The organism is Mycobacterium sp. 5-140-3-2 (assembly GCF_035666375.1).
In the GTDB taxonomy this organism is placed as follows: Bacteria; Actinomycetota; Actinomycetes; order Mycobacteriales; family Mycobacteriaceae; genus Mycobacterium; species Mycobacterium intracellulare.
Window position 1 is genome coordinate 1999087 of the sequence record NZ_CP142025.1, and the last position, 20046, is coordinate 2019132.

20 protein-coding genes are annotated in these 20046 nt (G+C 65.9%); 4 read left to right on the forward strand and 16 right to left on the reverse strand.

What is annotated here, in order from left to right; genetic code table 11:
• Nucleotides 1-12: 12 nt before the first annotated feature.
• The 6 genes from P6281_RS09610 to P6281_RS09635 all read right to left on the reverse strand — a co-directional run bounded on the left by P6281_RS09610 (nt 13) and on the right by P6281_RS09635 (nt 6431).
• Entirely contained in the window at nt 13-486 is a 474-nt protein-coding gene (locus tag P6281_RS09610) for a hemerythrin domain-containing protein (RefSeq protein ID WP_014384346.1), read from the reverse strand.
• 37 nt (nt 487-523) lie between these two features.
• Nucleotides 524-970, reverse strand: coding sequence for an OsmC family peroxiredoxin (locus P6281_RS09615; protein ID WP_014384347.1), 447 nt, complete (start codon nt 968-970; stop codon nt 524-526).
• Between the two features lie 89 nt (nt 971-1059).
• Nucleotides 1060-2193 carry a mandelate racemase/muconate lactonizing enzyme family protein gene (locus P6281_RS09620; RefSeq protein WP_014384348.1) on the reverse strand — a complete coding sequence of 378 codons (1134 nt, stop codon included), beginning with the start codon at nt 2191-2193 and terminating at the stop codon, nt 1060-1062.
• Nucleotides 2194-2197: 4 nt separating this feature from the next.
• Nucleotides 2198-2524: a carboxymuconolactone decarboxylase family protein gene (locus tag P6281_RS09625; protein ID WP_041785533.1), complete on the reverse strand. Its 327-nt coding sequence runs from the start codon at nt 2522-2524 to the stop codon at nt 2198-2200.
• Between the two features lie 44 nt (nt 2525-2568).
• On the reverse strand, nt 2569-5364 hold the full coding sequence (locus P6281_RS09630) for an aconitate hydratase (RefSeq protein WP_041785536.1): 2796 nt from the start codon (nt 5362-5364) through the stop codon (nt 2569-2571).
• A gap of 86 nt (nt 5365-5450) precedes the next feature.
• Entirely contained in the window at nt 5451-6431 is a 981-nt protein-coding gene (locus P6281_RS09635) for an Acg family FMN-binding oxidoreductase (protein WP_014384351.1), read from the reverse strand.
• A 130-nt stretch (nt 6432-6561) separates the two neighbouring features.
• Between P6281_RS09635 and P6281_RS09640 the strand changes: the two genes are divergently transcribed.
• Together P6281_RS09640 and P6281_RS09645 are read left to right on the forward strand one after the other, a co-directional pair.
• On the forward strand, nt 6562-7296 hold the full coding sequence (locus P6281_RS09640) for a helix-turn-helix transcriptional regulator (RefSeq protein ID WP_014384352.1): 735 nt from the start codon (nt 6562-6564) through the stop codon (nt 7294-7296).
• Nucleotides 7289-7726 (forward strand): group III truncated hemoglobin, encoded by a 438-nt coding sequence (locus tag P6281_RS09645; RefSeq protein ID WP_014384353.1) that lies wholly within the window; start codon nt 7289-7291, stop codon nt 7724-7726. Before P6281_RS09640 ends, P6281_RS09645 begins: the two co-directional genes overlap by 8 nt.
• A 15-nt stretch (nt 7727-7741) precedes the next feature.
• Here the strand turns inward: P6281_RS09645 and P6281_RS09650 are convergent, their stop codons facing one another.
• Together P6281_RS09650 and P6281_RS09655 are read right to left on the reverse strand one after the other, a co-directional pair.
• Nucleotides 7742-8488, reverse strand: a complete 747-nt coding sequence (locus P6281_RS09650) for a succinate dehydrogenase/fumarate reductase iron-sulfur subunit (RefSeq protein ID WP_041784902.1) — start codon at nt 8486-8488, stop codon at nt 7742-7744.
• Nucleotides 8489-8604: 116 nt separating this feature from the next.
• Nucleotides 8605-9012, reverse strand: a complete 408-nt coding sequence (locus tag P6281_RS09655) for a hypothetical protein (RefSeq protein WP_324738829.1) — start codon at nt 9010-9012, stop codon at nt 8605-8607.
• Nucleotides 9013-9064: 52 nt separating this feature from the next.
• Here P6281_RS09655 and fdxA point away from each other — a divergent pair, with 52 nt between their 5' ends.
• Entirely contained in the window at nt 9065-9418 is a 354-nt protein-coding gene (gene fdxA / locus P6281_RS09660; protein ID WP_043954708.1) for a ferredoxin, read from the forward strand.
• A gap of 205 nt (nt 9419-9623) precedes the next feature.
• Here the strand turns inward: fdxA and P6281_RS09665 are convergent, their stop codons facing one another.
• The 4 genes from P6281_RS09665 to P6281_RS09680 all read right to left on the reverse strand — a co-directional run bounded on the left by P6281_RS09665 (nt 9624) and on the right by P6281_RS09680 (nt 13928).
• Nucleotides 9624-10091: a GreA/GreB family elongation factor gene (locus tag P6281_RS09665; RefSeq protein WP_014384357.1), complete on the reverse strand. Its 468-nt coding sequence runs from the start codon at nt 10089-10091 to the stop codon at nt 9624-9626.
• A gap of 96 nt (nt 10092-10187) precedes the next feature.
• Nucleotides 10188-11465: an NAD(P)/FAD-dependent oxidoreductase gene (locus P6281_RS09670; RefSeq protein WP_014941671.1), complete on the reverse strand. Its 1278-nt coding sequence runs from the start codon at nt 11463-11465 to the stop codon at nt 10188-10190.
• A 132-nt stretch (nt 11466-11597) separates the two neighbouring features.
• Entirely contained in the window at nt 11598-12224 is a 627-nt protein-coding gene (locus P6281_RS09675) for an Rv1733c family protein (protein ID WP_036458622.1), read from the reverse strand.
• A gap of 180 nt (nt 12225-12404) precedes the next feature.
• Nucleotides 12405-13928, reverse strand: a complete 1524-nt coding sequence (locus P6281_RS09680; RefSeq protein WP_324738830.1) for a PucR family transcriptional regulator — start codon at nt 13926-13928, stop codon at nt 12405-12407.
• 330 nt (nt 13929-14258) lie between these two features.
• On the opposite strand from P6281_RS09680, the gene P6281_RS09685 reads away from it, so the two are divergent.
• Nucleotides 14259-15356, forward strand: a complete 1098-nt coding sequence (locus P6281_RS09685; RefSeq protein WP_009976203.1) for a 3-keto-5-aminohexanoate cleavage protein — start codon at nt 14259-14261, stop codon at nt 15354-15356.
• 34 nt (nt 15357-15390) lie between these two features.
• Here the strand turns inward: P6281_RS09685 and P6281_RS09690 are convergent, their stop codons facing one another.
• The 4 genes from P6281_RS09690 to P6281_RS09705 form a co-directional block, all read right to left on the reverse strand.
• Nucleotides 15391-16161 carry a slipin family protein gene (locus tag P6281_RS09690; protein WP_009976204.1) on the reverse strand — a complete coding sequence of 257 codons (771 nt, stop codon included), beginning with the start codon at nt 16159-16161 and terminating at the stop codon, nt 15391-15393.
• The gene (locus P6281_RS09695; protein WP_014941674.1) at nt 16158-16784 is read right to left on the reverse strand and encodes a hypothetical protein; all 627 of its coding nucleotides are present in this window, start codon (nt 16782-16784) and stop codon (nt 16158-16160) included. The genes P6281_RS09690 and P6281_RS09695 overlap by 4 nt, the downstream gene beginning before the upstream one ends.
• 2 nt (nt 16785-16786) lie before the next feature.
• Nucleotides 16787-19111, reverse strand: coding sequence for a nitric-oxide reductase large subunit (locus P6281_RS09700; RefSeq protein ID WP_014941675.1), 2325 nt, complete (start codon nt 19109-19111; stop codon nt 16787-16789).
• A 122-nt stretch (nt 19112-19233) separates the two neighbouring features.
• Nucleotides 19234-19728, reverse strand: coding sequence for a hemerythrin domain-containing protein (locus P6281_RS09705; protein WP_014941676.1), 495 nt, complete (start codon nt 19726-19728; stop codon nt 19234-19236).
• Between the last annotated feature and the right edge of the window lie 318 nt (nt 19729-20046).

A 20046-nucleotide genomic window follows, 5' to 3' on the forward strand; every position in this document is an offset into this window, starting at 1 on the left:
GGGATGAAAGCCTCACGCACTGGCCTGCTGGCACACCCATCCTTCGGGAGTGCGTCCGGTCTCGATGAACCGGGTCAGTTCCGCGCTCGTGTGCGGCGGCAGGTCGGTGTCGGCGTTCGGATAAATGACCGGCTCTTCTTTGGAGTTGTGCTGGTGAAGCTGGTCCAACAGCTGCGTGCACGTATCCCTCAGCCGCTGACTGTCGCTCCCGTCAGCGAGCAGCTCGGCCAACTCGCCCATGGTGTGCCACAGCTGGCCGTGCTCACGCATCATCACGAAGATCGGCATCACGATCCCGGCCTCGCGCAGCGGCGGGAACAGGAAGACCTCCTCGAGGTAGATGTGCCGGCGCAGCGCCTCCAGCGTGTCGGTCATTAGTTCGCGCTGCACGCTGCCACAGTCGAGCTTTTCGATGAAAGCCTCTATCGCATCATCGATTTCGCGGTGTTCTCGCGTCAGCTCGGCGGATAATGTCAGGCTGGTCATTCGTGCCTCCTGTGCGTCAGCCCGCGGGACGGGCGGGTTACGTCTCGTCGAGCTTGGCGTCGACGCTGATCGTGGCGCCGGCGAACAATCGCGATACCGGGCACAGGGCGGCGGCCTGATCGACCACGGCGGCAAAGGATTCGGCGTCCAGCCCCGCAACGCTTGCGATGACTTTCAACTGCGATGTGGTGATGGTCGGCACGCCATCGACCGCGTCCAAGGTCACGGTGGCCGTGACGTCGAGCCGCTGTGGCGGCGTGTTGTTCTCACCCAGCTTCAAGGCCAACGCCATCGAGAAGCACGACGAGTGCGCCGCCGCGGCCAATTCTTCCGGGCTGGTCTTGCCGCCGGGCTGCTCGGTGCGCGAGGCCCAGGTCAGCGGCAACCCATCAAGGGCTCCACTGCTGCCCTGCGACAGCGTGCCTTCGCCGGATGCCAGCGGGCCTTCCCAGGTGGTCCGTGCGGCCCGTTCTGCGATGCTCATATCTTCGACCTCTTTCTGTTGCCTGCCATTTACACAAGTCCAATTGTGTAAACTCTAGACCGTTCCGTCGTGTGTTGGCCAGAGCGCCGTCATGGTGTCGTCTGCCGACGGTAAGCGCTGATGACGTCCGGGTCGGGGTCCATTCCCAGGCCCGGACCCTGCGGGACCGCAATCCGGCCCCCTTTCGGGCTCAGGGCATCGCCGTAGACGGACGCTTCCAGCTCGAACCAGCGCCACTCGATCATGGAGTCGACGTTGCCCAGCGCAGCGGTCGCATGAAGCGCCGCGAGCAACCCGGGGCCGTCGTAGAAGGAGTGCGTCATCACGGGAATGTTGTGGACGGCCGCGATGGGAAACACCTTGCACAACTCGCTGATGCCGCCCATCTTGGCCGGGCTCGGCTGCACAAAGTCCACCGCCCCCGCGCTGAGCATCCGCTCGAATTCCAGTAAGGTCGAAGCGTTCTCGCCGGACGAGATCGGAATGCCGGTTCTTCTTCGCAGTTCGGCCAGTCCGTCGAAGTTTTCCGGCGGCCACAGCGGCTCCTCGAGAAATTTGAGCCGAATCTGCCTGAGTTCGCCAGCGGCGGCACCGGCCTCGGCCAAGGTCCAGGGGCATCCGGCGTCCACGATCAGCTCGACGTCGGGGCCGGCTTCTTCACGGGCCGCGCGGATTGCCGGCATGCCCGCCTCGTGCAGCTTGAGCACGCGGAAGCCGGCGTCGATTGCTTGCCGGACCACGGCGCGCACCAGCGATGGGTCCGAATAGCAGGCCAGGCTCGCATAACACGGCATGGTGGCGGCTCCGCCACCGAGAAGCCGGCAGACGGAAGCGTTGGCGAGCTTACCGGCGATGTCCCACAGGGCGATGTCGACCGCCGAGAGCCCATAGGTCAACGCGCCGCCGCGCCCGAAAACGTGCAGCTTCTTTTGCGCCGCCAGCATCAGGGGCGCGATCCGCGCAGCGTCCTGGCCGATGCAGAGCGGTGAGATCAGTTGCTCGACAGCAAGTTTGGCCGAATCGACGGCGCGAAAGCCGAAGGCTTCCCCCCAACCCTCGACCCCGTCGCGGGTCGTCACCTTGACGAGCAGCGAGTCTGCGGCAGTCAGCGTGTCTCCCCACAGGGACGCTCCGGGTGTGCTGTCCACCTTGAGCGGGATGCGCAGTGGAACCGTCTCGACCTTGGCGATGACTGCGGCGCGGTCGCGGGCGATCGGAGGCATGCGACTATTTGGCGAGTGCCGTGAGGGCCAGGGTGGAGTGGGCGTAGGCGCCGCCGGCGCGCATTTCGGCGGCCACCCAGACGGCCTCCATGATCTCCTCGTCGCTGGCGCCTTTGCGGTGCGCGAGCTTGGTGTGGCCCTGAATGCAGTACGGGCACTCGGTGGTGTGTGCCACCGCGACGGCAATGAGCTGTTTGGTCTTCTCCGGCAGGGCGCCCTCGGCGAACACCGCGCGGGAAAACGCCTCGAAGGCCTCGTGGGTATGCGGGGCGAGTTCTTTGCGACGGTTGTAGACCTCCTGGGTGGCCTGTGGGTACATTCCGTCTGCCATGAGCATCTCCTTATCGAGTTGTGTTGTCCGGCGGGCAGTTTGGACTACTTTTTGCCCAGCAGTTTCCGCAGCACGTACTGCATGATGCCGCCGTGCCGGTAGTAGTCGGCTTCACCGGGGGTGTCGATCCTTACCTTGGCGTCGAACTCGATGTCGCCGGCCTTGACGTGCACGGTGTCGGGCAGCTCGTCGTTGAATGCACTCACACCGGTGATGTCGAAGGTTTCCTCACCGGTCAGTCCCAACGACTCGGCATCCTGTCCGTCCGGGAACTGCAGCGGCAACACTCCCATCCCGATCAGGTTGGAGCGGTGGATGCGCTCATAGGAAACCGCCAATACGGCGTGCACGCCCAGCAGCAGGGTACCCTTGGCCGCCCAGTCTCGCGACGAGCCCGAGCCATATTCCTTACCCGCCAGGATCACCAGCGGCGTGCCGGCTGCGATGTAGTTCACCGACGCGTCGTAAATGGTGGTAACCGGCCCGTCGGACTGGGTGAAGTCGCGGGTGAAACCGCCTTCAGTGTCCGGGGCAAGTTCGTTGCGCAGCCGGATGTTGGCGAACGTCCCGCGGATCATCACCTCGTGGTTGCCGCGCCGGGATCCGTAGGAGTTGAAGTCTTTGCGCTCAATGCCGTTCTCGGACAGATACTTTCCGGCCGGCGAATCGAACCTGATCGAGCCGGCCGGGCTGATGTGGTCGGTGGTGACCGAGTCGCCCAGCTTGGCCAGCACCCGAGCGGCGGTGATGTCAGCGACCGGCTGGGGTTCGGGGGTCATGCCGTCGAAGTAGGGCGGCTGTCGCACGTAGGTGGAGCCGGCATTCCATTGGAAGGTGTCGCTGTCCGGAACCGGAAGGGAACGCCAGTTCTCGTCGCCGGTGAACACGTCGGCGTAGCTGGCCGCGAACATCTCGGCCTGCAGGTTGTCGCCGACGACGGTGGCGACCTCGTCCGCCGACGGCCAGATATCGCGCAGGTACACCGACTCGCCGTCACTGCCGGTGCCGATCGGGTCGCTCAGCAGGTTGGTGTGCAAGGTACCGGCCAGCGCGTAGGCGACCACCAGCGGTGGGGAGGCCAAAAAATTCATCTTGGTCTCGGGGTGAATGCGGCCCTCGAAGTTGCGGTTGCCCGATAGCACCGAACATACCGTCAGGTCATTGTCGGTCACCGCTGTGCTCACCTCGGGGATCAGCGGGCCAGAGTTGCCGATGCACGTGGTGCAGCCATAGCCCACCAGGTTGAAGCCGAGCTTGTCCAAATACGGTGTCAGTCCCGACTTTTCGTAGTAGTCGGTGACCACCCGCGAACCCGGCGCCAGCGACGTCTTCACCCAGGGCTTGCGCGACAGCCCCTTCTCCACCGCCTTCTTGGCCAGTAGTGCGGCGCCTACCATCACCGACGGGTTGGAGGTGTTCGTGCACGACGTGATCGCCGCGATCACCACGTGACCGTTGTCGACTTCGGTGCGGGTGCCATCGGACAATTCGACGGCCACGGCGGTCGATAGCCACTCACCCTCGACGCAGTCGGTGTCCGGCGTACGCGGTCTGCCCGCAGGGCTGCTGGTGTTGCCGAACGCGATCGGGTCGCTGGCCGGGAACGAGTCTGCTGAAGCCTCATCGAGTTCGGACAAGGCCTCCTCGGTTGTCTTCGCCCCGCCGAGCAGCGCGCACACGGTCTGCGGCGCCAACCGCAGCGGGATGCGATCTTGCGGCCGTTTCGGCCCGGCGATCGACGGCTCGATGCTGCCCAGGTCCAACTCGAGGACTTGCGAGTACGTCGGCTCGCGGTCGGGGTCGTGCCACATGCCCTGCTCTTTGGTGTAAGCCTCGACCAGCTTGATCTGGTGTTCGGAGCGGCCGGTCAGCCGCAAGTAGTCGCACGTGACGGCGTCGACGGGGAAGATCGCGCAGGTGGCCCCGTACTCCGGGCTCATATTGCCGATGGTGGCCCGGTTGGCCAGCGGCACGTTGGCCACCCCGGGACCGAAGAATTCGACGAATTTGCCGACCACGCCGGTACGACGCAGCAGCTCGGCCACGGTCAACACCAGGTCGGTGGCCGTGGTGCCGGCCGGTAGTTCGCCGCTGAGTTTGAGGCCGACGACCGGCGGGAGCAGCATGCTCATCGGCTGGCCCAGCATCGCCGCCTCGGCCTCGATGCCGCCCACGCCCCAGCCCAGCACCCCCAGGCCGTTGACCATCGGGGTATGCGAGTCGGTGCCGACCAGGGTGTCGGGGTAGGCCAGCGGGCCGTCCGCGCTGTCGCGGGTGAACACCACTCGGGCCAGGTATTCCAGGTTGACCTGGTGGCAGATGCCGGTGTCTGGAGGCACTACCGAAAAGTCGTCGAATGACTGCTGCGCCCAGCGCAGCAGTTGGTAGCGCTCAGCGTTCCGCTGAAACTCCAGCTCCGCGTTGATCTTGAACGCGTCCGCGCGTCCGAAGACATCGGCGATCACCGAGTGGTCGATCACCAACTCGGTCGGGCACAGCGGGTTGATCCTCTTGGTGTCGCCGCCCAGATCGGTGATGGCGTCGCGCATCGCGACCAGGTCGACCACACATGGCACGCCCGTGAAGTCCTGCATCAAGACACGGGCGGGGGTGTAGGCGATCTCCCGCCCACGTTCGGCGGCCGGATCCCAATCTGCCAGTGCCTGGACTTGCTCGGCGGTCACCAGATGGCCGTCTTCGTTGCGCAGCAGATCTTCCAGCAGAACCTTCAGGCTGTACGGCAGCCGGGCCGAACCGTCGATTCGATCAAGGCGGTGGATGAGGTATGTCTGCTCGTCGACCGTAAGCCGGTCCAGGGTTCCAAAGCTGTTCAATGCCATCGCATTCACCTCACCGGTTGTGGGCGACCCCTTCACCACCGTAGTCAAAGAAGCGGATCAAAGGACAGTGGTCGCGGGGGCGAGACTCAACTCGTCAGCCGCAAGACGTCGGCGAGCGCGCGCCGCGGCGTGGGTGGTGGTGCCGCGTCGAGTGCCGGTGCGACACCCACTCGGATCAACACCTGGGGGAGGTCGGTGTGGCCCGTCAGTGCCGCGAGTAGTTCACGGCTGACCGATAGTTCGGTCAGTTGCGATACGGGGCAGGTGGCCAAACCGGCCATCGTGCATTCCAAAAGGACGCTCGACAGCACCTCGCCGCACGCCAGCGCGTTGGCGTGACTGTCATCTTCGGTGGACAACATCAGGATCTTCGAGAAATCCCGCGTCACCCCGCCGCGCCTGTCCAGATTGCGGGTGAAGGGAAAGTGGCGATTGACGCCTACCCGCTCCGACTCGGCGGCCGAAATCAACGAGCTGTAGGGGATCCCTTCCGATGCTTCGAACGGCGCTGTCCACCAGTCGAGTTCGATATGGTACGAGGAGTCATACAGGCGCAGCGACTCGGTGAACGCGGCGGCTTCGGCCAACCGCGGGCGCATCTCCTCCGGCAGTACATCCAATCGCACCGCGCCGGTGCCGAGCCGGCCGCGAAGCGCGGCCTCCAACGATTCCCAGTCGACGGGCGCGAGGAACGGCAGCCGATCGGTTCGGCGTCGCAGGATCGCGTCGGCGCGTCGCCGCTGCTCGTCCGTCACTGCGTCCGTGGGGACGAAGGTCACCCGGGCCAGGTGCGCGGGATTGTCCGGATCGGGAAACCGGTCGACCTCGGCGCTCCAGCCCGCGGCGGCCATCGCCACCCGAAGGTGTTCGAGCGCACCGCCGCAGCCGATGTGGGCCTCGCGCATCGATCGATCCGCGTGTACGACACGGGTCACATCGAGAAACAGGTCCAGCCGGGGGCCATCGGCCACCCACCGCCACGGTTGGGTGTTGTACAGGGACGGGGCGCGGCATGCCAACCGGACCGCGTTCTCGATGACCTGGGCTTCCACCATGGTGTCCAACACGGCGCACCTCCGGTTTCTCTGGTGTCCCAATGTCGTTCGCTACCGAAGACATGTGGGGCGTGTGGTGCTATTATTAATGAATAATATCATCGAAATAGCTGGAAGGCAACCGGACGAGAGGACGGACGGGGTGGGCGAGCAGCACGGAGACGAGGCCGGACGGCCGCACCGCGCGGCACAGAACCGGCAGCGCCAACGAGTTCTTGAACTGGTGCGCGAGCATGGCGAACCGGTCGATGCGGCCGAACTCGCCGCGCGGCTTGGGCTGCACACGACGACGGTGCGTTTTCATCTCGACGCGTTGTGCGCCGAGGGACTGGTCGAGCGGACCCGGATCACGAGGACCGGTGTGGGCCGGCCCCGCACCGGCTACCGCGCGGTGCGCGAGCGACTGGACTATCGAATCCTTGCCGAAATATTGGCCTTGGAGCTCGGTGACACCGCCGACAAGAGGCGCCGCCGCGCCGAAGCCGCCGGCCGGCGCTGGGCGGAACGGATCACCGACGACGGCCCGGACGAAGACGCTGCGGGACAACATGTTCGCGCCGACACCGCACCGAAGGAGGCCGTCGAGCAGCGGTCGGCGATGATCACGACGATGTTCGAACGGATGGGATTCGGTCCCGAACCGGTTCCCGCTCGACGATCGTCCCGTGGCGACCAGCGGACCATTCGCCTGCACAGCTGCCCGGTCCGTGATCTGGCTCGTGATCATCCCGAGGTGGCCTGCGCGTTGCACCGGGGCCTGCTGCAGGGCCTGGCGGGCCCGACGAAGCCGGTTGGTTCGGCGCCGGGGATGGAGGTCGAATTGGAGCCGTTCGTCGAACCCGAATTGTGTCTGGCCACGGTGATCGCGCATGACTGAGTTGTGTGTTCCCGTTGGCCAGGCGGACGCAGATCTGGTCGCCCGCGCGGACATCGAGGCGCTGTTGCGCCGGTTTTATGGCCGGGTGATGTTCGACGACACCCTCGCCGAACCCTTCTCGGAGTTGCGGAGCAAGGGCCTGGAGTCGCACATCCCGGTGATGGCCAACTTCTGGGAAACGGTGCTGTTCCGCGCCGGACTGTACCGCGGCAGCGCATTGCACGCCCACCGGCACGTCCACGAACGAATCCCGTTGGGCGACCGTCACTTTGTCCGCTGGCTGACCGTCTGGAACGACACCGTCGATGAGATGTTCCGGGGGCCCATCGCGGAGCGCGCCAAGATCCAGGGCGCCCGCATCGCCTGGGCGATGCACCGACGGCTGACGGGCGCGGACTCGCCGGAACTCGACAGCCTGGTCCCGCGCTGAACGCCGAGGGGCGTACTACCGGCGAAAGAATTTGCGCCCCAGCCAGGCCGCCGGGTCGTATCTGCGGCCGGCGACGCGTTCCTTCATGGGAATGATGGCGTTGTCGGTGATCTTGATGTTCTCCGGGCAGACCTCGGTGCAGCATTTGGTGATGTTGCACAGTCCCAGTCCCTGCTGATCGTGGGCGAGGTCTCGTCGATCGGCGGTATCGAGGGGATGCATCTCCAGTTCGGCGAGGCGAATGAACATGCGTGGTCCCGCATACGCTCGCTTGTTGTCCTCGTGGTCACGGATCACGTGGCAGACGTTCTGGCACAGGAAGCATTCGATGCACTTGCGGAACTCCTGCGAGCGCTGGATGTCGACCTGGGCCATCCGGTACTCACCGGGACCAAGATCCTTCGGCGGTGCAAAAGACGGTATCTCTCTGGCCTTTTCATAGTTGAACGAGACATCGGTGACGAGATCGCGAATTACCGGGAAGGCTCGCATCGGGGTGACGGTGACGGCTTCGTTCTCGGTGAAGCTCGACATGCGGGTCATGCACATCAACCGCGGGTAGCCGTTGATCTCCGCGGAGCACGACCCACATTTGCCCGCTTTGCAGTTCCAGCGCACTGCGAAGTCGGGAACTTGCGTGGCCTGCAGCCGGTGGATGATGTCAAGTACGACCTCGCCCTCGTTGACTTCGACGGAGAACTCGTGGAATTCGCCCCCGTGCTCGTCGCCGCGCCACACTCGAATATTCCCGTTGTAAGTCATCAAACGCCTCCGTCCCGTCAGTAGGCTATGCATCCAATCGGTCCCTGCCGCGCAGGAAATAGCCAGCGAGCCGACAACTTCCTTGAATCAAGGATTGTTGCCATCGCGTCCTTCAACTACGGCGGCAGGATTTTCCACTTGTGGTTCACCGTCAGGTAGCGAAGTCCGTCCGGGCCGGCGATGAACTGCGGACGCGCCCGACCTGGGAGCCATAACACGGCGCCGGGCGCCAGTTGGATCGTGTTCTTTGCGGTGGTGAGCCGGCCGCTACCGGACCGCACGTGGATCATGGCGTCGACTTCGGTTCCGGGGGCGTCGATTTCGCCGTCGGGCGGCAGCATGACAATGTTCCAGTCCAGGTGTTGTTCGCGCATGCCGGACCGCTTGGCCACTCGGGCGTTTTCGGGCAATCGGCCTGTCGGCAAGCCGGCATCGGCGGCCAGGACCGTCGATCGCGTGCCGGCCTTGGGCAGCCGCGCGGCGCCGAGTTCGTTGTCGGCCAGGGGTTTCGCGTTGTCGGTCATCGGCGCCCACTCCATCTGGTTTATACAACCGCACTTGTGTAAACTCTACAGCATGGCATATGTGATAGGGAAGCCATGCGTGGACGTGATGGATCGGGCCTGCGTCGAGGAGTGCCCGGTCGACTGCATCTACGAGGGTGGCCGCGCGCTGTACATTCATCCCGACGAGTGCGTGGATTGCGGGGCGTGCGAACCCGTTTGCCCCGTCGAGGCGATCTACTACGAGGATGACCTGCCCGAGGAGTTGCAGCCGTATCAGGCGGACAACGCGGCGTTCTTTTCCGACACGCTGGAGGGCCGTGACGGGCCTCTCGGGTCGCCGGGCGGGGCCGCCAAGATCGGCCCGCTCGGCGTCGACACACCGCTGGTGGCCAGCCTGCCCAAGCAGGAACCCGAGGAAGGGTGAGCGCGGTCGTCATGCCACGCGAGGCGCCGCGGGGAATCTCGGGGTGAATGTCGCGGGCGTGCCGCTGCTCGTCGCCTCGTGACGTGATCCTCGCCTCGCCCATCACATCCGCCCGTACGCGACGGCCATCAGAAGAAAGATCCCCGCGACCAGAAGAAACATCGTCGCCAGCGGGTCGATCACATCGAAAATCATGGGATCGCCGTCAGCTGAGGCCCGCGAGGTGAACGCCGTAGGGGACGGCCTTCAGGAGGGTGACGCTGAGTGCGACACCGCTGGGCAGGGTATAGCTTCGCTGCTCGCCTGGACGCGCACCGGCGATGGCGGCGCCCAGCGGTGATCGGATCGAATAGACCTCCATGCCACCGTATTCGGCGCCGCGCACGCTGAACAGAAAGGTTTCGACCTCGCCGGTGTCGTCGTAGCGGATGGTCAAAACCATGCCGGGCTCGGCGATCCCGTCGTCGGGTGGATCCTCACCGACGACCGCGTCGACCAACAACTCATGAATCCGTCGAATGCGGACCTGCCACGCGCGTTGGACAGCGATCGAGTTGTCGTCATTGGCACTGCCGACGGCGTTGGTGTCACACAACTCCCGCAGCGTCGCCAGTTCCCGTTGGAGCCGCTCATAGGCCTGCGGCGAAATCCATGCGGGTTGAGTGCTGGTCATATCTTTCCCTTTCTTCTGACAGCGTTCGAGTGCGCGAGAATGTGGGGTTGGTCCCGCCGGCGCGGGCGAGCCCTCGCCGAAGGTTTGACGTGGGGGTTATCGGGTGGCGTTGCGGAGGGTTCTGTTCCGCGGGTCGAACTCCGCGAGGGCCTGGGGCTGCTTGCCGGTGGTGATTTGTTCGGCCAACAGCCGCCCGGTCACCGGGCCATGCGCCAAACCCCAGATGCCGTGCCCGCCGGCGACGTAGACGCCACGCGCCAGCTCACCGATCAGTGGCCGGCCATCGGGGGTGACCGTGCACGCACCGACCCAAACATTGCTGCGCGCGGCCCAATCCACCCCGTCCAGCAGGGAACTGGCGGCGGTGGCGATGGCCTCCACCCGCTCGCGTGGGTGCGGCTGGTGGCGGCGACGGAATTCCAGCGCACCCGAAACACGCAGCGCGCCTTTGTAGGGCGTGCACGCCACCCGGATGTCCGGCAGGTAGATGGGCGCCAGTATCGGGCGTGCCACGGGCACGGTGAACGAATAGCCACTCTGGGCCTGGACCGGGACGCGCAGCCAGCGACCGGCCAACCGCGACAACCGATCACCGGTGGCGATGACCGCGGCATCGGCGGTCAGCGGGTCACCGCGGCGCGGCCGCACCACGGCACCGCCCGGGGAGCCGTGAACGTCCTCGATTTCCAGCCTGTGCATCGCCGCCCCGCGGGCCAGCACCGAGCGGCCCAGGGCTTCGACGAACCGTCGGGGATCGACGAATCGCTGGCCGTTGATGTTCAGCCCCGCGGTGACCGCCGGCGAGGCCAAGGGCACTTGCTCGCGCAACGCCGCGCCGGAGAGCGCGGTGACATACATTGGCTGTCCGGCGTTTTCGAGCTGCTGCAGCATTTGCAGCATGCGCTGCGCTTCTTTGGTGCTGCCAAACAGCGCGGTGATCGGCGCGTCGGTGACCGGTGTGTCGACGCCGTTGGCGATCAGCACATCGAAGGCTTCGATGCAGTCTTCGTTGAGCGCCACGCCGGCCCGCAGGGCCCGAAGCGGCGAAGAACGCCGATAAGACGGTGACAACTGCATGAAAAACGCCCCCAGCTGCGCGCCCACGGTCGACGGCGTCTGTGCCGGCGCTACCGGATCGCGAAGGGCGTGCAGCTCGTCGCGCAGCCCACCCGACGGCTGCAGCGGCAGGGTCAGCGCCGGGGCGATCCATCCCGCATTGCCCCACGACGCACCCGCGGCAACGCCGGTGCGATCGATCACCGTGACGTCGACGCCACGTTCCTGGAGGAACCATGCCGTGGACAATCCGACGATGCCGGCGCCCACGACGATCACCGATCGGGGTCCGCCGTCAATCGGTTCGACGCCACCCATCGCGCACCTCCGCAGCTGGTCTTCTGACTGGTGAGGTCCATGGTGGTGTGGGTGGCTGCCGCTAGGTTTGCCGGAATTCGACAACGCGGGCGTGAACCGTTGTTCCGAACCGACAACGCGTTTGCCGTCACCTCACCGATGCCCGACCAGGCTGTCGAAGTCCCGTTGCCATCGGGCATAGCGCGACCGGTCGAGCGCGACGCGGACGACGGCGAATAAGCCTGCCGCCAACAAACTCATGGTGGACCAGGTCGCCACGGCGAACGCCACACCCGCGTCGACAGCGGTCCGCACCGCTGGGCGCACCGGGGCGCCCTTGGCGTCGACCCAAATCTCAATCGCGTCACCGGTTTTCACGTTCAGGGGTGCGGCGACGTCGCCGGTGTGCTCGATCCCGTCGACCGACCATCGTGCGGGCACCGTCACCGTTGGGCTTTCGAGATCCCTGCGCGGGTGGCTGTCCCCGATGGACGTCGCGGTCAGCTGCCGGCGACCCTGCGCCTGTTCGGCGTGAACGCGGCTACTGGACTCGTGGACGGCGGTTCCGACGGCGGCCCCGATAGGTATCGCCAGCAGCGAGATTGCTATGACCAACACCAACATCAGCGCCTCGAGCCGGTCGCTGGCGCGTATCAGCGGGTTGTGCCCGAACAGCCGCGAGGACAGTCCCCGCGGCAACGGCACGGTGAAGCTCTCCATGGCGGCGCCATCGTCCGGGTCGCCTGCGGGCCGAAGATGATCGGGACGGTGGGTGCTCATCGGATGTTTCCTATCGACGGGTCGGCGCGGGCTTCGATCGCACACGGCAGCCGGAAACACGCCGCCACTGAAACCGGCCACGGGTGACAACCTCATGATGGCGGGCATGATCGCCAGAGGGTTTGCCGAGCCAAGACAACCGGGCCGCGGCGCTTTGTCGGATCCCGACAGCCCCGTCGGTCAGTCGGTGTCGGTTGCGGCGAGCTCGATCATCATCGCCAGCCGCTTTCTGGCGTCGTCCAACGACAGGTTGGTGAGCTCGGCCATTTTGCGCAGCCGGTAACGGACGGTGTTCTCGTGCACTCCCAGGCGTTCGCCGGCCTCGGTCGGGTCGCCCTGGGCCTGTAGCCACGCTCGCAGCGTGAGCACGTAGTCCGTGCCGTTGGCCTGGTCGTGGCGGCGCAGTTCGGCCACCGGTCCGCGGGTCGGGGCGCGCCCTGAGCGTGCCGCGGCTCGCAGCCGCTGCAGCAGGATGTCGTCCCACGACTCGTCGTAGGCCGGCGGCGCGCCGGTCGGCGACATCTCGTGCAATGCCAGGCATTCGTCGGCCTCCTGGCGGGCGGCGGCGAGGTCCGCCAGCTCGGCCACACCGCTGATCCCGGCGATCACCGTCACCCGCTCGGGCAGGGCCGCGTGCAAAGTCGTCACCCAGCGCCGCGCCGTCGCCGCGTCCTCGCCGGGGAGCACGGTGTAGACGATATTGCCCGCCAACGCGCTGCGCCCCGGCCGTGACCAGCCGAACCCCGTGGTGGCGCGCTCGAACGCCAACAGCAACGCCGCATCGCGGTCGGCCCCGACGAACGCCTGCACCGCGATCACGCGCAAACCGTTGTGCGCCAGGCCCAGCCTGCTCGCCACCGTGGACGCGTCGGCCGCGCCCTCCAGCAACCGGATCACCAGTTCGGACTCGACCTGGCGCTCCAGGTCGGCGCTCGCGCGTGACCGCAGCAGGTGCAGGGCCACGGTGTGCGCGCCATCGGCCAGGGCCCCGCGCGCCGCGTCGTCCAGCGGCGCCGGGCATGCCACCCACACCGACCCGATCAGTTCCGCGCCGGATCGCACCGCAACCACCATGCGTCCGGTCAGACCCTGGTCAGGGGCCTCGGCGATAAACAGCGGCTCGTCGGAGACCGCCAGGTGAGCCAGCACCCCACGCGCCTCGAACAGCGCGCGTAGTGGTTCCGGCGTCTGCCGTCCAAGGATCGTCTCGACCCGTGCCGGGTCTGCATGTTGCTGCAGCCTCGAGTACGCCAACACCCGCAACAGACGGTCGTGGATGACGACGGCGCTACCGATCGCGTCTGCCAAACTATCGGCCAGCGCGAACAGATCGGTTGGGCCGCGCCCGGATTCCGTCTCGCGACCTTCCAGCACCAGGCCGTAGACCACCGCCGCGACCGCGCTCCATGACACCGCCTCGTCGATGACCATCACCGCGCCGACACCGGCGTCGCTGTCAAAGGTCACCGGTGCGTCACGGTCGCGCAGCACCACCACGATCGCGCGGGCCGACGCCGCCCAGCGCACCGCCTCGTCGTGGGAGCCGGCGCCGATGGCCAGCAAAACGTCGCGGACGACCGGCCGTTCGGAGGGCGGCTCGTGGACGACCACGCTGCGCAGCTCGGTCGAGCGGGGCACCGACGACCAACGCAACCGGACGCCATACCCACCCAGGACGTTCACCAGGCGGTCCAGTGTGATCATGCGCCGGCTCCAACGGTGTGCAGAAACGAGAGGTAGGTGCCTTGTATTGTGCCCCGGATCGCGAGCGGTAAGCCGATTGTGGCTGCGGAGTCGGAATTCGCAGCGGTCTACCGCGGGTTTCGGCCGGACCGCCCTAGGCGGTCAGCCGCAGTGAGGCAAGCCATTACGCCGCGCCAGCCGTCCCATGCGGTCCGTTCTGGTCAACGCGCCCGACGACGTCTAGACTTTTCACAATTTCATTTGTAAAAACATAGGGCGGGCATGTGCCGCGCGGGCCGCGATCAGCCACCGGCCGGCGATGGGCATCTGCGAAGAAAGGGCAGCGGCGCAATGAGTTTTCGCGACGACGGCAAGGTGTACCTCGAAGTCGGGGTCAACGAAGACGCCAGCAAGGATGAAAACCCGAATGTGCCCTACGGCGCCGAAGAGACGGCGCGCGACGTGGTCGAGTGCATGCAGCGCGGAGCCACCGCCGTCCAATTCCATGCCCGCTACGACGACGGCCGGCAGGCGTGGGCCGACGACGAGGTCTCCCGCACCATCCTGGCTGCCGCGGCCCGCGACGTCGACCCGTTGGCCTACCCGGGCTACGCCGGTAGCCTCGACCACATCTGGGCGCTGGCCGAGCACCCACCCGCCGGTACGGGACTGCTGCTCGCGCCGTTCGACCCCGCCCAACACGTCAAGCGTGTGCTGTGGCAGGAGGACGAAAACCAGTTCAAGACGGTCGGTTTCGACGATTCGAACGGTTCGCAGCCGTCTTACCCGCCCGAACTCGACCGGTTCACCAAGCTGGGCCTGGTGCCCAGCATCGGTGTGTTCAACGACGTCGACTTGCGCTGGGTGATACTGGCGGCCCGCATCGGGATCTTGCGGCAACCGCTGAACATCAAGTTGTTCTTTTCCGATCGCTGGGTCTCCTATAACGATCCCGACCCCGATGTCCTCGATTACCTGGTCTCGCGCATCCCGAAGTGGATCGACCACGAGATCGTTGTCGTTCCGTATGCGATGAGCTCCGCCGAACGGCGCCAAGAGCTTTGGGAACATGCGCTCAACCGCGGGCTCGGCATCCGGGTGGGCATCGGGGATTGCCCGACGATATCGCGGACCACCACCAACGCCCAGCTGGTGGATCGCGCGGTCAACCTCGTGACCAAACGGGAACTCACGCCCGCCACGCAGGATGACGTACGCGCCCGCTTCGCCGCGGCCGAGGTGGATGAAAGCGAGTTGGTAAGGGTCGTCGTCAACCGGAACCGGTGTATGGGATGGGGCGTCTGCTACTCGCACGCGCCAGAGATCTACCAACCCGATGCCGAGGGCTACTGTGTCGTCGTGAAGCCCCACGTCGACCCCAGCCTGCTGGAGAAGGCCCTCGAGGGCGCAGCGAGCTGCCCGGAACGGGCGATCCGCGTCGAGGTGTGACATCGCCTCGCGGCCGGACGATGCCCAGCGAGGATCACGGCGGGGGTGTCACCGAGCGCTGCAGGAAAGGCGTGAGTATGTCGACGGGCAGTGGGAAAACCACGGTCGAATTCTGATCGGCGCCCAACTCCAAAAGTGTTTGCAGGTACCGGAGTTGAAGCGAGGCCGGATTCTTCGACAGGGTCTCGGCGGCCTGGCTCAGCTCGTCGGACGCCTGTAGTTCGCCGCGGGCGTTGATGACCTTGGCACGGCGTTCACGCTCGGCTTCGGCCTCCCGGGCCATCGCCCGCTGCATGGATTCGGGGATCTCGACGTCCTTGATTTCCACGACGCGGACCTCGATCCCCCAGGGCCGGGTCTGCGCCTCGATGATGGTCCGAAGATCGTTGTTGAGGTCCTCGCGTTGGGCCAGCAGGGTGTCGAGGTCCGCGCGGCCCAGCAGCGAGCGCAGGGTGGTTTGCGCGATCTGTGAGGTGGCCACCGCGTAGTTCTCCACGGCGAGAATCGCTTTGAGCGGGTCGACCACCTGAAACATCACCACCGCATTGACCCGGGCGGGCACGTTGTCGCGGGTGATCACCTCCTGCGGCGGGATGGTCAATGTCACCACCCGCTGATCGACCCGAATCATCTTGTCCACCAACGGAATCAACCACCGCAGGCCAGGCCCGTACAACGGGCGGGCATGGCCCATCCGGAACACCACGCCACGCTCGTACTCGCGCACCACCGCAAGCGAAAGAAATGTCAGCACGACCACCAGCACCGCGATTGTCACCCCGGCCACCCACAGCAGCGCGCTCACGTCGCCGCGTCCTTCTCCGGTCGGCCCGCGCCCCAGCGGGTCGAATAGCGGTCGACCGCGAGAGCCGCCTGGTCTTCCAGCGCGGAGCGGTGCGCCACGTGCCCGGGAGCGTTGGACGGGGTACGCCACAAATGGCCCGCCAGCGGCGTCCCCGCCGCCAGGGCGATGGCTATGACGCCGATCAGTACCAGCAGGTCGGCGGGGGAGTGCAGCCTGGCAAGCATCACCAGCGGCATCACCACCCCCAAAGCTGCTACGCAGCAAGCGATGCCGCGGTGAAAGCGTCCGGCTTCGGAATGCGGCCAGGGGTCGATCTCGCGGCTGATCTCGCGCCCGTGCTCCGAAGTCGTACAGGTCGATTTGATCGGGCAGCTGTTGCACACGCTGGGCTTGGCCCGGTAACGCATCACTCGGTGCTTCGGATCGAAGGAACTCGGCCACAGCCAGTGGTCCTCCGGGCACACCCACGCGTCATGGTCGGCGTGGTAACGGAATTGGCCGCTACGCCACTGCGCGGCGCGCTGCGACACGCGCCGTGCCATCGCGTCGACACCCCAGGCGGTGGCCACCAGTGCCAGTGCGTACCCGGCAACCAGCCATGCCGCGGCGGTGGGGGATGTCATCGTCAACCCTTCTGCGATGCAGCCGGAGTCGGGTCGAGTTCGGTGTAGAGCGGATGTTCGTGCAGCTCGTCCCTGGTCGGCGCGCGTCGGACGTTGCGTATCGCGGTCCACGCGATCCAGACGAACGGCAAGACACCGCCGAGGATGAAGACGAAATCGCCGGGCAGCCGCAGCCATTCGATCAGCGAGTTGCCGGGACGGGTGAGGTAGCCCAGCGACCGCGCCTCGAAATACCCCGTGCTCACGGAGTGGTACAGCTGCAACACCCCCAGCGGCAGCAAGGTGGCGAACACCATCCACGCCAGCCCGATGTTCATGCACCAGAAGGACAGCCGCGCCCACTTCTCCGGCCACTTGTCGGCCGGGATCGCGTAACGGAAGGCGAACATGGCCAGCCCGACGGCGAGCATGCCGTACACACCCATCATCGCTCCATGGGCGTGGTTGGCGGTCAGCGCGGTGCCGATCTGGTAGTAGGACACGATGGGCAGGTTGATCAGGAACCCGAAGATGCCCGCGCCCAAGAAGTTCCAGAATCCGACCGCCACCAGGAACATGACCGCCCAGCGATGCGGGAACGGTGTTTCGTGGCTTTGTTGGCGAGATCCCAGCTGGAGGAACGCCCAGGCCTCGACGGTCAGGAAGGTCAGCGGGATCACTTCGGCGGCGGAGAAGAACGCGCCCAGCGCCATGTGTTCCACGGGCGTGCCGGAGAAATACAGGTGGTGCATCGTCCCGATCACACCGCCGGCGGAGTACAGGATGATGTCGAGGAAGATCACTCCGAGCGCGATCCGCTCGCGCACCACCCCGAGCAGGACGAAGATGTAGGCCACCATCACGGTGGTGAACAGCTCGAGGAAGTCCTCCACCCACAGGTGGACCACCCAGAACCGCCAGAAGTCGGCCACCGAGTAGTGGGTGTCGTGGCCCGCCAACAGGCCCACGGCGTAGAAGGCCGGGATCGCCAGACCGGTGAAGAAGAACATCCACGGCAGGTTCATCTTCGACTCGCCCTTGAGCTTGCCGCGGATGCCGCGCCAGATGATCGCGATCCACAGGAACAGGCCGACCGTCAGCAGGATCTGCCACAGCCGCGGCAGGTCGAGGAATTCCCACTGCTGGGAGAACAAGCCACCCGCGGGAATCACCCCGTAGATCGAGAGGGCCTCGCAGATCAATGAGCCGCCCACCACCAAGACGAGCGCGCCCAGCAGCCCGTACACCAGCCAACTCTGCCGTCGCGGTTCCCGACGGCTGATGAAGGGCACCAGGAAGATTCCCCCCGCCAGAAACGCGGCCGCCGTCCAAAACAGCGACAACTGCACGTGCCAGGTGCGGGCGAGGTTGAAGGGCAACAGCTTGGCCAGATCCAGCCCGTAGAACGCCGACAGGTCGGCGCGGTAGTGCTCGACGGCGCCACCCATCAGGGTCTGCGCCAAGAACAGCACCGAGACGATCGCGAAGATCCAGATCGCGGCGCGCTGCGAGGCGGTCAGTCCCACCTCGCCGGGCTGGCGGAACGACAACGTGGATGCCTCCGCGCTGTGCCACCCGATCTTCTGGCTCCACCGCCCGTACACGGCGAACATGATGCCGGTCCCGCCCAGCAACGTGACCAGCGACAACACCGACCACACCACGATCGATGCGGTGGGACCGTTGTCGACGCGCGGCTCGGCCGGCCAGTTGTTGGTGTAGCTGTAGCTGTGACCCGGCCGCTCGGCCGCGGACGCCCAGGCCGTCCAGGCGAAAAACGCAGTGAGGTCATGGATGTCGGCCTTGCTGGTGATCATCCGCGGCAAGAGGCCGTACTTGGTGGAGTTCTCGCCGAAGTAATCGGCGTAATGCTGCTGGATGTGGTCGAACGCGGCCGCCTGCTTGTCGGTGAACACCAACGTCTTGGTGTCGGCGTTGTAACGGTTGGTGCGAAACTCGGCCACCACCCGTTCCTTCGCGTCGGCCGCCCCCTGCGCCCGCCATTGCTCGGCCACATCGTTGGTCGACATGCGCAGGTATTCCGCGGTGTAATCGGGTCCGAGGTAAGCGCCATGCCCCAGCACCGAGCCGTACTGCATTAGGCCGCGCGCCTGATAGAGCTCCTGGCCGCGGGTGATCTGGGCGCCGGTGAACAGCGTCTCACCCGACTCACTAACGACGTTGGCCGGCAACGGCATTGAGGCGGTGTAGGTCCGATACACCAAGATGCCCATCACCAGGAACCCGAAGATCATCACCAGGGCCACGCCTTGAGCCCAGCCCTTGCCGATCAATGACGTGGCGGGTGCCGGTGTCGACGTTCGTGACGGTGCTGATCGGATTGCCATGTGCCGGTGCGCTCCTCGGGCTGAAGGAAGGAGGGAAACGTGTCCGGGTAATTACACAATGGCGATTGTAGAAATTCACTATGAGCTGCATCACGCCCGAGTGCGGGGGCGCATGACCCCGGTTAGCCGGTTAGCGGACCGCGTTTCGTGCCCGCCTGCTGGCAAACCCATCCATCGGGTATGCGGCCCGTGACGACGAACCGGGTGAGCTGCGCGCTCGTCGGCGCCGGCAAATCGTAGTCGGCGTGCAGATACACCACCGGCTCCTCTTTGAAGTTGTGCCCGTGCAGTTGGTCCAGCAGCTGGTTGCAGGTGGCGTCGAGCAGTGGACCGCCTGTCCGGTCGGCGAGCAGTCGTGTCAGGGCTTCCATCGTCCGCCATAGCTCGCCGTGTTCACGCATCATCACGAAGACGGGCATCATGATCCCCGCCTTGCGGATCGGCGGGAACAGGAAGGTCTCCTCCAGGTAGATGTGCCGGCGCAGCGCGTCCATCGTCGCCCTCAGCAGCTCGGGTTGCCGGTCGCCGCCGTCGAGCTTTCCGACGAAACATTCGATTGCAGCGCCTATTTCGCGGTGTTGCCGCATGAGTTCGGCGGATAACACCCGGTCGGGCATCACGTGCTCCTCTACGTCAATGTGCAGATCGGGGCGGGCCAGTTCCTAGAAGGCGGCGGGTCAAGCCGGTGGTGTTGCCGGCGACGAGGCAAGGTTCGGTTCCCGCTGCCCGACAGCGAGTCCCTGCTGTAAGCCCCCGATGAGCTGCTGTCGCTGGGCGGGGGCGCCGGCAGGGCTGGTCTGTGCGCAGCTGCAGCTGAGGCCGCCAAAGGGATTGGGGCCGTCGTCACCCGGATCCGGGTCGGCGCCGGCGTGGATCGGCGTCGACGCCCCGAGCGCCACGATGACCGCGGCGCACATCGCCGCGTTTGTCAGGAG